The following is a 14,804-nucleotide window of genomic DNA, read 5'->3' on the forward strand; positions in this document are numbered from 1 at the left end:
TTCCCATCATGGAAAGATAAGGAATATATGCGGCATTACACAATTAATTTGGTATAAAAGGGTGTCGCTACTACACCCAGTAGCTGGATAATCCGGAAGTTGAAAATTATCAAATAAAAGCGTATCCCCTTTTTCTACATTGAAAAAATACACCGGCCTAAATTCATTTCTATAAAATATGAAAACCGTATCTGAATTGGAATAGGTAAATATGGGATCTTTATGATTGACCTCAACTACGCCATTGTTCATTCTTTTATTCACAACATTTAATTGCATACAATTTTTTCCCTGAAAAGTAACCATGCTGTCAGCACTTATAACTGTGTACATTGGTCCACTCCATCCATAATATGAATAGATCCATTTGGCTCCAACAGGCGCAAAACTTTGCCCTGACAATTGAATGGTCAACAAAGTGAAGATTATTGTCAATATGGAAAAAGGAGTTTTCATTGGCAAACACTAATATGATAAATATGTTTCAACTTAAGAATTGTAGAGCAGATTCTAATGCTATTTTGTAAGATATGTGCTCAGCAAAGCAATTAACTCTAAAAAGCACGAACAGGTCTTACCTTCATTTTATTAAAGCGAAAGTGGTTTTTGTATTGCAGCCCATCATCATAGCCCTGAAGCCAGGCTATCAATGCTGTCATTTCTGATGAGCTCCAATAATAGCTGTCTTCTAATTCTCCAAGCCCTTTTTGTTTTAAGTTTAAATACATTTGATTCAGTTCGTCTTTTGAAGGCAAAAACCAATCGGAATAAACTATATTATTGTAACTGACAGAATAATCTGCACACGTTTTAGCTGCAAAACTTATATTTCCACATTCTGCCACAATAATTGAAGTGTTTATTTCCCCAAAACCAATCTCAGTATTGACCGCTCTCAAATAAGTTCTGAAACACCCCCAGGTAAGTTCAGGGTCGCTGTCAGTTCCATACCAACCAGGAGAAGCAGATTCAAGATATCTCCAAAAGTCACTGTACTCTCCCTTGTCGTAAAAAACATAGCCTCCGGCAGGACCGATATCCCCAACGGAATACTGTGGAATATACCCCGTTGTAAAACTTATTTCCTCTCCATAAACAACTCCATTGATATTGCTTGCATAGGCTCTAATATAATATGTGGTATTGGGTATAAGCTTGCTCAATACGCTTTCAAATTCCAAGAACTCTGAATCATCTGAAATTAAACTGTCTCTGTCAATATTGGGATTGGGGGTCAAGCTCCAACAGATGCCTTTTCTGAAAATTCGACCTTCGCCATTGTCAAGAATTTGACCGCCACTTCTGGCAGAAGAGTGGGTAATACTGCTAGCTTCTATTGTTTCAACTACTGGCAATTGCCCTTCACTGCCATCGTCCTTCTTACATGCCTGAATCAGGAAAACCAGTGCAATAAAAAGGAATACTTTACTTATGTGGATATTTTCAGACATAAATTTGACCCTGATAAATCTTCTAGAGGAAATAAATTTACAAAATAAATGATTGCCAATATATTCTGATGTTAAATTGAAGTTGGGATTAAATTAGTTTGACAAATTGGGAATCCAATTCCCAATTTGCTTGATATTTTTCTAAAAAACTCTGACTGGGATTTGAACCTGCCTGCCCTGCCTTTGCCTTTTGCAGACAGACTACAAAGGCAGAACCCTGTCAGAGTATAAAAAACGTCGGGGCGCACGGCCGGGCGCCCCTACTTTTTTGATTCAAACCTAAAATTAAGACTCCTCAATAATCTCCGCTTCTTCTACTCCATTTTCATCAGAGTCGTTGGCTTTGTTGAGATTCTTAAAGAAAATCACGCCATCTACCTCGTCCACTTTGATTCTCTGGTCTTTGCTCACATTGCCTTTCAATATTGCTTTAGACAATTCATTGAGCAATTTTTTCTGAATCAATCTTTTGAGTGGCCTAGCACCAAACTGAGGATCGTAGCCTTGTTCAGCAAACCATGCCAGCGCATGTTCCGTAAGTTCCAGACTGATATTGCTTTCTCCGAGCAATGATTCCAGATGCTCCAATTGAATGCGGACCACTTCCTTGATATCGTCCTTGCTCAATGGGTTGAACATAATGGTTTCATCAATTCTGTTCAAAAACTCCGGCTTGAGCGTTTTTCGCAACAAATCCAATACTTCTGAGCGGGTTGAGGCAATCACCTGATCCAGGTTTTCATCGCTGACCTTCTCGAAATTTGCATTGATGATATGCGATCCAAGATTGGAAGTCATAATGATAATCGTGTTCTTGAAATTCACATGACGGCCTTTGTTATCGGTTAATCGCCCATCGTCCAATACCTGCAAAAGTATATTGAAAACATCCGGGTGCGCTTTTTCAATTTCATCCAAAAGCACCACAGAGTAGGGCTTTCTGCGCACGGCCTCTGTCAACTGACCACCTTCATCGTAGCCCACATAACCGGGAGGCGCTCCAATCAATCTTGAAACGGAATGCCTTTCCTGAAACTCCGACATATCAATGCGGGTCATATTGTTTTCATCGTCAAAAAGATGTGCGGCCAGGGCTTTCGCCAGCTCCGTTTTACCCACGCCTGTAGTTCCCAGGAAAATAAAGGAACCAATCGGCCTATTGGGATCTTGCAAACCGGCACGGGTTCTGCGAATGGCATCGGAAACTGCTTCTACCGCTTCATCTTGGCCGATTACGCGCTTGTGCAACTCTTCCTCCATATTGAGCAATTTCTCTTTGTCGCTCTGCAACATTCTATTCACTGGAATTCCCGTCCATTTTGAGACAGAAGTGGCAATATCCTCTGCATCCACATCCTCTTTCATCAGGCGGGTTTCATGGTCTCGGTCCTTGAGCTGTTGCTCCAGTTTTGCCAATGCTTCCTCAGTCGCCTTGATTTTTCCATATCGGATTTCGGCTACTTTACCATAATCCCCAGCACGCTCGGCTTGTTCGGCTTCCAGTTTGAAATTTTCAATATCCTGCTTGCGCGCCTGAATATTATCTACTAATTCCTTTTCTGATTGCCATTTGGCTTTCAGGCTGTCCCTGGTTTCGGTCAGATTGGCGATTTGCTCATTCAAATCATCCAATTTGGCTTTGTCTTTTTCTCTTTTAATGGCCTCGCGCTCAATTTCCAACTGGCGAATTTTTCTTTCGATTTCATCCAGTTCCTCGGGCAGTGAATCCATTTCCAAACGCAACTTGGCCGCTGATTCATCGATCAGGTCAATGGCCTTGTCCGGCAAAAAGCGATCGGTAATGTATCTATTGGAAAGCTCCACTGCCGCAATAATGGCCTCGTCCAGAATACGCACTTTGTGATGTGTTTCGTAACGCTCCTTCAATCCCCTCAAAATAGATATGGCATCTTCTACATTCGGCTCATCGATCATTACTTTCTGGAATCTGCGCTCCAATGCCTTGTCTTTTTCAAAGAATTTCTGATACTCATTTAAAGTAGTGGCACCTACAGCCCTTAGCTCACCTCTTGCCAAAGCGGGTTTCAGGATATTGGCAGCATCCATTGCGCCTTCTCCCCCACCGGCACCTACAAGAGTGTGGATCTCATCTATAAAAAGTATGATCTCGCCATCGGACTCGGTAACTTCTTTGATAACTGCTTTCAGGCGTTCCTCAAATTCGCCTTTGTATTTGGCGCCCGCCACCAAGGCACCCATATCCAGTGCATAGATGACTTTTTGCTTGAGGTTTTCAGGTACATCACCACTTACGATACGGTGTGCAATTCCTTCCGCAATGGCTGTTTTTCCTACACCGGGCTCACCGACCAAAATGGGATTGTTTTTAGTCCTTCGAGTCAAGATATGCATCACCCTTCGGATTTCCTCATCACGCCCAATTACGGGATCCAATTTTCCAGATTGTGCTTTGGAGTTGAGGTTCACCGCGTATTTTTCCAATGCATTGTAAGTCGATTCCGCATTTTGATCTTGCACCTTGCTGCCCTTGCGCAATTCCGCAACAGCTTTTTTCAGGTCTTTTTCATTTACGCCCAATTCCTTGAGCAATCGACCCACATCATCAGATGCGGAAAGCAATGCCATTAGCAAATGCTCCACGCTCACAAATTGATCCTTGAATTGCTTCATGACCTCTTGAGCCTGCATCAGGGTTTTGTTGGCATTTTGGGACAAAAACTGTCCGCCTTCTCCAGAGGTTTTAGGGATTTTAGAAAGGATTTCCTCCGTTTTATCGCTTAAAATCCGGGCATTCACGCCCAGTTTTTTAAAGAGAAAGGAAGTGACATTTTCATCTTCGCTCAACAATGCTTTCAATATGTGCACATTCTCAATAGAACTGTGCTGTAGTCCAAAAGCAACTTGCTGCGCCTTTTGTATCACTTCCTGCGCTTTGATTGTAAAGTTGTCTAATTTCATTTTATTGATTTTTCCCTGCAAGTATCAAAAGCCGTTCCTTTTACAAAAAACAAATTCAATCAGAAATTATGTCATATATTTTTGATTTATCGGCATAAAATAAAGCCATATTGACAGCTTACTCTAAATTTTCATGTCAAACATGAGCATGATATAGCAAATTCAATCTACATAGGTTTCTTGAATTGCCGTTTTGCTGAAGTCTTTAAAACTGAAACCCAAAACTTATTTATCAATCTGAATTTTTCAATGTAACAACCTCTATTTCTTTTATTTTTTTCAAATCTGAATCATTCGTCAGAAAGAATTTAGCGTTGTTGGTTATTGCAGTAGCCAGTTGAATTGAATCGGGTGTTTTAAAACCATATTTCGCTCTTACTTGAGCAGCTTTTTTTGAAATGGGTAGGTCAATATTTGTAATTTCAATATTCGGTGATGATGTCAAAATATACTCGATAGGTCAACCAGCTCCTTGCGTTTTAATCTCAAAGGTTGAACTAGTACCTCCATGAGTGTCAAGGTTGACGTAATAAATTGAATATCTCCTTTGTCATTTGCATTGAAAATTTCTGAAAGGATTGATTGATAATCTGAATGTCCTTCGATGAAATATATAAGGGGAGCAGTGTCAATAAAAGTTGTTGATCCTTGCAGCTTGTCTTTTAATCCCATTGCCTTTCTTGTTGAACATACTTGTCAATGTTGACGTTTTGCCAAATCTCACTCCCTTTGTTATTAAGGTCGGATAATTTTACCTTATTTTTCCTTGTGCTTTTTGCTGGTCTTTTTAATAGCCTTACTATTCGCTCAATAAGATAGATTCTTGTTTCATAATCTAGTTGCCTGACCTGCGACATTATCCCTTCTATTTTAGCTGATTTTTCCATCATTCATCCATTTTATTGTAAAGATACATAATGTTTTGATTTTTGTTTTGGCGTTGTCATCAACACATTTATAAAGATTATCAAAATTTTCCGAACTGGGACAGGAGAGAAGCCGTCCGATTGGATTAAACCAATTTCTATAGCTAATAAATGCATACTGGTGAATTCAGCCCATTTCCTGTTTCATCAATTTGGTTTCATTGATTGCTAATCAACAACATAGGTAAATTACCATATCACTCATTCCTGAGTTTTCGCCAATTTAATCGCCTCGTTTATTATCTCTGGTGGGTAATCGTTTACTTTTAATATCTTAATGGCATTTCTATTTTTAAGCTTTCCGGGTTTTAACTTGTAGTCAAAACTGACTGTTTTTTGGTCATTATCTATGGCTTCACTAAAATGGTATAATTCAAATTCACCTTTTAGCAAATTGGCCAATTCAATGTCGTGAGTAGAAACAAATACCAGGTTATTGCCTTTTGCAAGGAATGATAAAACTGCTTTTCCAGCAGCAATTCGTTCAATTGTGTTTGTGCCTTTGAATATTTCATCCAATAAAAAAATATTATTTCCGCTTCTGCTCTGTTCTATCATTTTTTTAATGGTAAGGACTTCTTCAAAATAATAGCTTTTACTGTTCAACAGGTCATCGCTAATACGAATAGCAGAATATAGCTGGTAGTTTGATAGTGAAAATTTAGCTGCAAAACAGGTATTGAGCGTAAGCCCACATATCACATTAATGGCAATAGTTCTTATAAATGTGGTTTTACCTGACATATTTGAGCCAGTCAATAAAATTGACTTCCCATTAGTATCAATGCTATTTTTAACACAATTTTCAATCAGTGGGTGATACACATCTTCAGCAATCAGTGTACTTTGTTTTTCAATAATTTGTGGATGACAATATTCTTTTAATCCATTTCTTAATGAGGCAATTGATAACAAAACATCTGTTTTACCGACAAAACAAAAAAGCTGTTCCATTTCAGCCCTGTGCTTATCAAGTTTTTTTAAAGCACTGAACAGAAACAAAGGTTCTAATAAAAAGACAATTTTAAACAGTTCAAATATTCCCCAGAAAAAAGCCTGAAACTCGCCTTGCATTTTTGATTCCAGCTTAAAAAAGAGCATTCTATTTTTTAAACTATTAAGCACATTTAATGCAGGTTTTAATCCCGGGCTCAACGATTGTAAGGAATTAAATTTATAGAGCTTATTCGATATGGTATTTAATTTCAAAATTTGAGGTACAGAACTCAGGTACAACATCAAATTCTTTTTATTCCAGTAATGAAAACCCATATTGAACAAAAGAATAGCGAAAAATACAAATACAAACCTCAGATCAATAAACATAAGTAATATTGAAAGCAGACTGGAAATAGCCAAAAAAGGCATCAAAACAAACCATGAAGGACGTTCCAGGTGCTTATCCTGAAAAAGTGAACTGATATAATATGCATCGCTATCGCTGAGTTTGCTGAGTTCTGCCTGAACAATCAAACGGAAATTCTGATTTTCAAGAAATGCTTTTATGAGCTTCTCATCATTTGATGCTCCTTCGGATACAAGAGGGATATTTCTTAACTTATAGTATAAATACTGCTGCCCTACCCTGGAATGGGTTCGGTCAATAAATGCAAAACATTCCTGAAAATCGATGTCGTTGCATGTTCTTTCGTTCAGAACCTGGTGTAATTCGGATTTGTTTTTCTTGCGAAAATAATGTTCGATCAATTCAAAATCGAAAGCTTCAATCTTTGGATTGCCAAATGCTTCAAGTAATTTCTGTCTTTGTTTATTGTCAATTCCTTTTGCCATACTTTAAACCCGATTTATGCATTTGGAGTCGGTTATTAGAAAAGGAGTATCAATGAATCGGATTATTTCCGAAAGTTATGCCGAGTTCTACTGACTACCGCTCTGTAAAAACATAACTCAAAATATTCGCCCCCATTTGCAAGGCTTGTATTCTAAGTTCCTGTGGATCGTTGTGGACTTCCTGATCTTCCCAGCCATTTCCCAGATCACTTTCATAGGAGTAAAAAACAATCAAACGTCCTTTATAAATCAACCCAAAACCTTGTGGAGGTTTATTGTCGTGTTCGTGTATTTTGGGCAAACCATTTTTGAAATCAAATTTTTGATGGTAAATGGGATGTGAGAAAGGGAGTTCAACAAACTCTAATTCAGGAAACACTTTTTTTATAGCTTTGCGCACATAAGGATCCATTCCGTAATTGTCATCAATGTGAAGAAAGCCACCACCTATCAAATACTTTCTTAGATTTTCTGCCTCATCATCTGAAAACACAACATTTCCATGCCCAGTCATATGCAAAAATGGATATGCGAATATTTCAGGGCTTCCTACTTCTATCTCTTCATGTTCTTGATTAATATTCATGTTGAGTTGCTTATTGCAAAACTCGATTAGATTAGGTAATGCAGTAGGGTTTGAATACCAGTCACCTCCTCCGTGATATTTTAGCAGGGCTATTTTAAAAGCTGGCTCTGCCGCAAATATTTGCAGGAATAAAAAACATAAAACAATAAAAATTGACTTTCTCATAGGTTGGCTAAATTTACGATTTCACAGGCAACAATTCCAGCCGTTTCGGTTCTTAAACGGGCATTCCCCAAACTTATGCGCTTAAAGCCCCTGGATTCTGCCAATTGTACTTCTTCTTTTGAAAAATCTCCCTCGGGACCAATCAATACACAGACGGGCAAATCCTTTTCCAACTGGTGGAACAAATGTGTTTCCGGTTTTTCTTGGCAATAAGCAATGAATTTTTGTTCTTTATCAAAAAAGGGATTTCCTAAAAAATCAGAAAATGACTGAATATCGTGCAATTTCGGAAGCTTTAAATTTTCAGATTGCTTGGCCGCTGAACGCAAAATATTATCAAATCGCTCCTTTTTATATTTTACTTTTTCACTGTGTTTTGTTTCGATAAAATAGATGTGGTCAATACCTATTTCGGTACTTTTCTCTAAAAACCATTCTATACGCTGCAAATTTTTTGTGAGTGCAATAGCAATGCTGAGCGAATAATTTCGCTGTGGAACATCTTTAATAGATTCACAGAGAAAAATAGGATTTTTCCAGTTGTCATCAATTATGCGGGTTTGGTAAATTTTTCCCGTGCCATCTGTCACCTGAATTAATTCACCTGTCTTTTTTCGTAAAACTTTTAGACAATGCTTTTGCTCTAGGTGATCGAGCTGCACACTTTTATCATATAGATTGTACTGGCCAAAGAAAAATTGCATGGCGTGAAAATACAAAACCCTTTCAGAATAAAAGCTTCCGCAAGTGTTTTCTTATTTGAGATAATCAAGACCTGTAAAATCAAAACGCCCTGTAATCAATATTGAAAACAGGGCGTAAATTTGGAAAATTAATCTTAAAAATAACTCATTCTTCTAGGTGTTAAGTGCGTTTGTTTCTTGCGCAACTCAAAACCAAGCATAATTTCATGTGATCCCGAGGTGTAATTAGTCAGTTCAGAGAGGGTATAATCATAAGCATAACCAATGCGGATAATATCATTGATATCATATTCTATCATACCAACTACTGCATCGCCTATACGGTAAGATGCAGCTAACCAAAATACTTCTCTGAATAAAAATCCTAAATTAATATCTGTGCTCAACCTTGCATTTTGAACATATTTAAACAGGAATGAAGGTCTCATTTTCACATTTTCTGTCAAAGTAAAAATTGCACCTCCTGTGAAAAAATAATGTTTGTACTGTCGCGCAACATTATCATTTCCTTCTAAATGAATTCCTTCCCTACTCAAACTATTATTGAGCAAATGAGGAACTGAAATTCCTGCAAACCATCGGTCAGAGTTATAATACACACCAAAACCGAAATTGGGATTCCACAAACTGGAACTGGCATTGAATGATGGGTCATTCCTATCTTGCAGAGCAGCTTCCGACCAATTCCCGCGAAAATTATTCAACGTTACATTTAACCCGAAAGCAAGTTTGCTATCATCCTTAAAAGTTAGCCTGTAGGCATAATTACCGGTAATATTGATCATATTGACCAAACCGATATTGTCGGATGCGATAGACAGTCCTAAACCCATTCTGTCATTCATTAATGGTGCATGGACATTGGCAACCGCTGTTTTTGGTGCTCCTTCCAACCCCGACCATTGATGCCTGTACAAGGCCATAGCAGACAATACGCCTCTACTACCTGCATAAGCGGGATTAAGCGCAAGACCATTGAACATGTACATACTGTACTGGGCATCTTGCTGAGCTTTCAGTTCAGAGCCCCCCCCTACAAGTAGCAGTCCTAAAAATGCAATAATTAGCTTTCTCATTATGAATGTGCTTTTACTTGATTTTTAATTTTATTCATTCGCTCTATGCAACTGGATAAATCCTGTAAACACAGTCTTATTTTCATCATTTAGACTCAACACATAGTAGTAAGTACCATCAGGCAGTGGATCTCCACTTTGATTAGTTCCTTCCCAAGTGCTCCTATAGTTCTTTTCTTTATAAATACTATTGCCCCAACGATTGAATATCTCTATTTCATTAGCCGGGTAATTTTCAATATCTGTAATTTCCCATGTATCATTAATTCCATCCCCATTAGGTGAGAAACCATTTGGAATAAAGATATTCGGTTTGCCCGGCAATACATGAACGATCACCATTGCATCATCACAAAGAACCGGATTTCCATTATCACATATAGTGTAATAGAAAGTATCCACTCCAACAAATCCATCGTCAGGATCGTAATTTATTGTACCATCGGAATTGATACTTGTGTATCCACTATTCGGTTGAGTTACACCTGTAACTGAAATACCATGTCCATCGGGATCGTGGTCGTTATCAATTACAGGGATATCGATTGGCGTTCCTTCAAAAGTACTTGCGGTATCATCAACTGCAAATGGCGGACGATTACAAGTCGGAGCACTTATAGTAAATGTATCTGAAACAAAACAACCTGTGCCATATTCGATTGTTAGGATATACCTTCCTACACAAAGATCAAATGGCTCAAAATTGGATGGCACACTGATCGGATTGTTTTCAGGATCAAATGCCTGCCAGCTCTCAGTGTATTCAGACACCCCAACAACTACTACATCAATAAATCCATCGCAAATGGTATCACATGAAGCATTACCCACTACTGTAGATGAAAGGTCTGCCCATTCATTGGTTTCAACAGTAACTTCCAGGGTTTTGGAGCATCCGACAGTGTCACTCACTGTCACTACATATATACCTCCTGTCAATCCTCCTATGCTATCACCTGACATGCCACCTGACCAATCATATGAATATGGAGGTCCATTACTTCCGCTTGCATTTACTATAACAACACCATCGCTTGCAGATTCACAGGTTTCATTTTCAACGGATACAATTTCCAATGTCAAGGAATCAGGCTCTGTAAGTTCCATGCTTAAGGTATCGCTGTAACAGCCATTACTGTCAGATACAACTACATAATAGTTGCCTGCAGCCAGACCAGACAAGTCTTCTGTAGTGTCTCCGGTTGACCACCAATAGCTATAAGGCATATGGCCTCCGCTTACTTCAAGGTCAATAAACCCTGTGCTGTCTGAATTACAGGTGATATCGGCATATTCAACTACACTCAGGCTAACTGAATCCAGTTCATGGATCTCAAATGTCAAGGTATCACTGAAGCATTCATTCGCGTCAAAGACAAACACACTGTATGTGCCACCACTCAAGCCTGTCTGATATGCTTGATTTAATGTGTCATCATTACTCCATACATATGTATAGGGCAGTGTACCGCCTTCTGTGCTTACAAATATTGCAGCATCATTAAGTGCACAAGATTGTTGACTTATAGAATCAAGCGAAACAATTAATTCATCAGGTTCTGAAATCAAGACTGAAGTCATGGCTTCGCATCCATTGGCGTCTGTTACAGTCACATCATAAGTGTCAGCTGATAGTCCCGTTAAATTGGTTGAAGTATCGCCATGAGACCAAATCACATCATACGGAGAGATGCCCCCGCTAATGTCAAGATCAATACTGCCATCACTGCCATTGAAACAAGAAACATTCTCGTAATCTGCATCTATTGTGATTGCAATAGGTTGATTGATTTCAATATGACGAACTGCTTCGCATCCATTTACATCTGTTGCAGTAACAGAATATGTTCCAGCACTAAGTCTTGCTATATTCTGAGTAGTATCTCCATTTGACCATATAAAGGTAAACGGACCATTTCCTGTTATCATGGTATTTATAGACCCGGAATTGTTGTCATTACAACTCAAATCTACTTTTGATAATATCATATCCGGAATACCCGGGTTATCAATATTTACAACATCAGACACAGAACATCCATTGACATCGGTAACAGTAAGTCCATATAGTCCGGCAGATACACCTGACAAAATACTATCAGTAGAAAAATCTGACCACTCGAAAGCATAAGGTGCTGTTCCGTTGCTCACAATAGGTGTCGCAGAACCATTACTTGAATCACAAGTGGCTTGATTTGTCTGTATATTGAGATCAATATTGTTGTCGTCCGTTAATTCTGCAGAATAAACTGCTGAACAGCCGGTAGTGTCACTTACTGTCACTGAATATACTCCTGCAACAAGACCCGAAATATTCTGAGTTGTATCAGATGTGCTCCAACTGTACGTAACATCACCGGATGTTCCACTAACAATTAAGTCAATGCTACCATTGTCAAAATCAGGACAAGTTGGATTATTTACAGCAGCATCTAATTCAATGTCACTTATATTATTTACTTCAACTTGTCTAACTGCAGTACATCCTGAACTATCAGTAACTGACACTGTGTAAACTCCAGGCAATAAACTGTCAATTGTACTACCCGATTGATTATTACTCCATGCAAAATTATAAGGTGCGTTACCTCCTGATACATTTATTGAAGCAACACCATTACTGTCTCCACAAGTTGCATTGGTAACACCTGAATTAAGTGTTAGCACATTATCCGTACCTATAAAGAATGAAGCATTGACTGTACAACCAACAGAATCAGTAACCATAACTGAATAATAACCTTCTCCCAATCCAGTTTTAGTAGCTGAAGAATCTCCATCTAACCATAAGTAAGTATATGGAGTAATTCCTCCGCTCACAATTACTTCAATGATACCATCATTACCATCTTCACAAGTCACATTTGTAACATCAGATGTAATTTCAAGCTCATCCGCTTCTGTGATTTCATAAGTAGCTGTAGCCTCACATCCATTGTCATCGGTCACTGTTACTTCATATGTGCCTGCGCCCAGGTCACCTATACTTGAAGTAGTGTCACCTGTATTCCAAGAATATGTATATGGCGGGCATCCTCCGCTGATCAACAGATCAATACTGCCATCTTCTTCTCCGTTACAACTCACATTATTGCCCCCAGGATATTCAAAGATTTGAGCAGATATACCTAAAGTATCAGGTTCTGTGAGTGTGATACTATCACTAATTGTAGTACCGTTACCATCTGTAATGGTTACACTATATGTTCCTGCTCCAAGTCCATTGATTGAAGGTGCACTTTGTTGATTGTGGCTCCACAAATAACTGTATGGTAAACATCCACCACTTACATAGGCATCTATGCTCCCATCAATAGCAGAATTACAACTAACATTGTATCCGCAATTGAATTCTAAAGCGGTTAAATCAACTTCAAGTGGTTTTGGATCAACAACTACATCAAATGAACAAGTAACTTCATTGCCTGAAGTATCAGTAGCAGTAAAAGTAACTGTAGTCGTTCCAACCGGGAATTGATCTCCGGAATTATGGGTACTTGTAATGGTTACATTGCCACAATTATCCATTGCTGTGGGATCATTCCATGTAGCCACAGGTGTACAATCATTGCTATCAGGTACAATCAGAATATCTGTAGGGCAGAAAGTAAATTCAGGATCCTCATCATCGGTTACGGTGATGGTCATGGTACATTGGGTACTGTTACCGGATGTATCGGTCACTGTCCAGGTTACCGTGGTTGTTCCAACCGGATAGGTATCGCTGGCATCTGATGTACCATTGTAATCATTGGTCACACTGGCCACGCCACAGTTGTCGCCTGTTTGCGGTTGCGGTACACTTACTTGTGCGGCACACACTCCTGAATCGGCTGTCTGCGTAATATCTGATGGACAGGTTATACTTGGTGCTTCATCATCGGTTACGGTGATGGTCATAGTACACTGGGTACTGTTGCCGGATGTGTCGGTCACTGTCCAGGTTACAGTGGTTACTCCTACCGGATAGGTATCGCTTGCATCAGCTGTACCATTGTAATCATTGGTTACACTGGCCACTCCACAGTTGTCGCCTGTTTGTGGTTGCGGTACGCTCACTGCTGCGGCACATACCCCTGAATCGGCTGCCTGTGTGATATCTGATGGACAAGCAATAAATGGATCTTCATCATCGGTTACGGTGATGGTCATTGTGCACTGTGTACTATTGCCGGATGTATCAGTCACCGTCCAGGTTACAGTGGTTACTCCTACCGGATAAGTGTCGCTGGCATCAGCTGAGCCATTATAATCATTGGTTACGCTGGCTACTCCACAATTGTCGCCTGTTTGTGGTTGCGGTACACTAACTGCTGCTGCACATACTCCAGAATCGGCTGGCTGTGTGATATCTGATGGACAAGAAATAAATGGATCTTCATCATCAGTTACAGTAATGGTCATGGTACATTGGGTACTATTACCTGATGTGTCTGTCACTGTCCAGGTTACCGTGGTTACTCCTACTGGATAGGTGTCGCTGGCATCTGATGTGCCGTTGTAATCGTTTATTACACTGGCTACGCCACAGTTGTCGCCTGTTTGTGGTTGTGGTACGCTCACTTGTGCTGCACATACTCCCGAATCAGCAGTCTGTGTGATATCCGAAGGACAGGTAATGCTTGGGGCTTCATCATCGGTAACAGTAATTGTCATGGTACATTGTGTGCTGTTACCGGATGTATCGGTCACTGTCCAGGTTACTGTGGTTGTCCCTACCGGATAGAAATCGCTGGCATCGGCTGTGCCATTATAATCATTGGTCACACTGGCTACGCCACAGTTGTCTCCAGTTTGTGGTTGCGGTACGCTTACTTGCGCTGCACATACTCCCGAATCAGCAGTCTGTGTGATATCCGAAGGACAGGTAATGCTTGGGGCTTCATCATCGGTAACAGTAATTGTCATGGTACATTGTGTGCTGTTACCGGATGTATCGGTCACTGTCCAGGTTACTGTGGTTGTCCCTACCGGATAGAAATCGCTGGCATCGGCTGTGCCATTATAATCATTGGTCACACTGGCTACGCCACAGTTGTCTCCAGTTTGTGGTTGTGGTACGCTCACTGCTGCGGCACATACCCCTGAATCAGCCGTCTGGATAATATCAGAAGGACAGGTAATGCTTGGGGCTTCATCATCAGTCACCGTAACTGTCATTGTAC

General features: G+C 39.7%; 10 protein-coding genes. All 10 read right to left on the bottom strand.

The window, feature by feature from the left end; all coding sequences use genetic code 11:
- Nucleotides 1-6: 6 nt before the first annotated feature.
- The gene (locus tag WD048_13040) at nt 7-435 is read right to left on the bottom strand and encodes a hypothetical protein (protein ID MEX0813137.1); all 429 of its coding nucleotides are present in this window, start codon (nt 433-435) and stop codon (nt 7-9) included.
- 119 nt (nt 436-554) lie between these two features.
- A complete protein-coding gene (locus tag WD048_13045) occupies nt 555-1,451 on the bottom strand; it encodes a hypothetical protein (GenBank protein MEX0813138.1) in 897 nt (298 codons plus the stop codon).
- A 285-nt stretch (nt 1,452-1,736) separates the two neighbouring features.
- Nucleotides 1,737-4,391 (bottom strand): ATP-dependent chaperone ClpB, encoded by a 2,655-nt coding sequence (clpB, locus tag WD048_13050; GenBank protein ID MEX0813139.1) that lies wholly within the window; start codon nt 4,389-4,391, stop codon nt 1,737-1,739.
- A gap of 232 nt (nt 4,392-4,623) precedes the next feature.
- Nucleotides 4,624-4,836 (bottom strand): PIN domain-containing protein, encoded by a 213-nt coding sequence (locus WD048_13055; GenBank protein ID MEX0813140.1) that lies wholly within the window; start codon nt 4,834-4,836, stop codon nt 4,624-4,626.
- A 217-nt stretch (nt 4,837-5,053) separates the two neighbouring features.
- Nucleotides 5,054-5,281 (bottom strand): hypothetical protein, encoded by a 228-nt coding sequence (locus WD048_13060; GenBank protein MEX0813141.1) that lies wholly within the window; start codon nt 5,279-5,281, stop codon nt 5,054-5,056.
- Nucleotides 5,282-5,518: 237 nt separating this feature from the next.
- On the bottom strand, nt 5,519-7,108 hold the full coding sequence (locus WD048_13065; protein ID MEX0813142.1) for a hypothetical protein: 1,590 nt from the start codon (nt 7,106-7,108) through the stop codon (nt 5,519-5,521).
- A 94-nt stretch (nt 7,109-7,202) separates the two neighbouring features.
- Nucleotides 7,203-7,859: a DUF4159 domain-containing protein gene (locus WD048_13070; GenBank protein MEX0813143.1), complete on the bottom strand. Its 657-nt coding sequence runs from the start codon at nt 7,857-7,859 to the stop codon at nt 7,203-7,205.
- Nucleotides 7,856-8,563 carry an RsmE family RNA methyltransferase gene (locus WD048_13075; protein MEX0813144.1) on the bottom strand — a complete coding sequence of 236 codons (708 nt, stop codon included), beginning with the start codon at nt 8,561-8,563 and terminating at the stop codon, nt 7,856-7,858. Before WD048_13075 ends, WD048_13070 begins: the two co-directional genes overlap by 4 nt.
- A gap of 134 nt (nt 8,564-8,697) precedes the next feature.
- A complete protein-coding gene (locus tag WD048_13080; GenBank protein ID MEX0813145.1) occupies nt 8,698-9,639 on the bottom strand; it encodes a type IX secretion system membrane protein PorP/SprF in 942 nt (313 codons plus the stop codon).
- Between the two features lie 30 nt (nt 9,640-9,669).
- Nucleotides 9,670-14,804 (bottom strand): HYR domain-containing protein (locus WD048_13085; GenBank protein MEX0813146.1); only part of this gene is annotated, 5,135 nt, incomplete at its 5' end.

This window comes from Chitinophagales bacterium (genome assembly GCA_040877935.1).
Taxonomy (GTDB): domain Bacteria; phylum Bacteroidota; class Bacteroidia; order Chitinophagales; family CAIOSU01; genus JBBDNB01.

Coding starts and splice junctions, on each gene's coding strand:
- WD048_13070 (MEX0813143.1), bottom strand. CDS start 7,859: ATGAGAAAGTCAATTTTTATTGTTTTATGTTTTTTATTCCTGCAAATA.
- WD048_13060 (MEX0813141.1), bottom strand. CDS start 5,281: ATGATGGAAAAATCAGCTAAAATAGAAGGGATAATGTCGCAGGTCAGG.
- WD048_13080 (MEX0813145.1), bottom strand. CDS start 9,639: ATGAGAAAGCTAATTATTGCATTTTTAGGACTGCTACTTGTAGGGGGG.
- WD048_13065 (MEX0813142.1), bottom strand. CDS start 7,108: ATGGCAAAAGGAATTGACAATAAACAAAGACAGAAATTACTTGAAGCA.
- WD048_13045 (MEX0813138.1), bottom strand. CDS start 1,451: ATGTCTGAAAATATCCACATAAGTAAAGTATTCCTTTTTATTGCACTG.
- clpB (MEX0813139.1), bottom strand. CDS start 4,391: ATGAAATTAGACAACTTTACAATCAAAGCGCAGGAAGTGATACAAAAG.
- WD048_13075 (MEX0813144.1), bottom strand. CDS start 8,563: ATGCAATTTTTCTTTGGCCAGTACAATCTATATGATAAAAGTGTGCAG.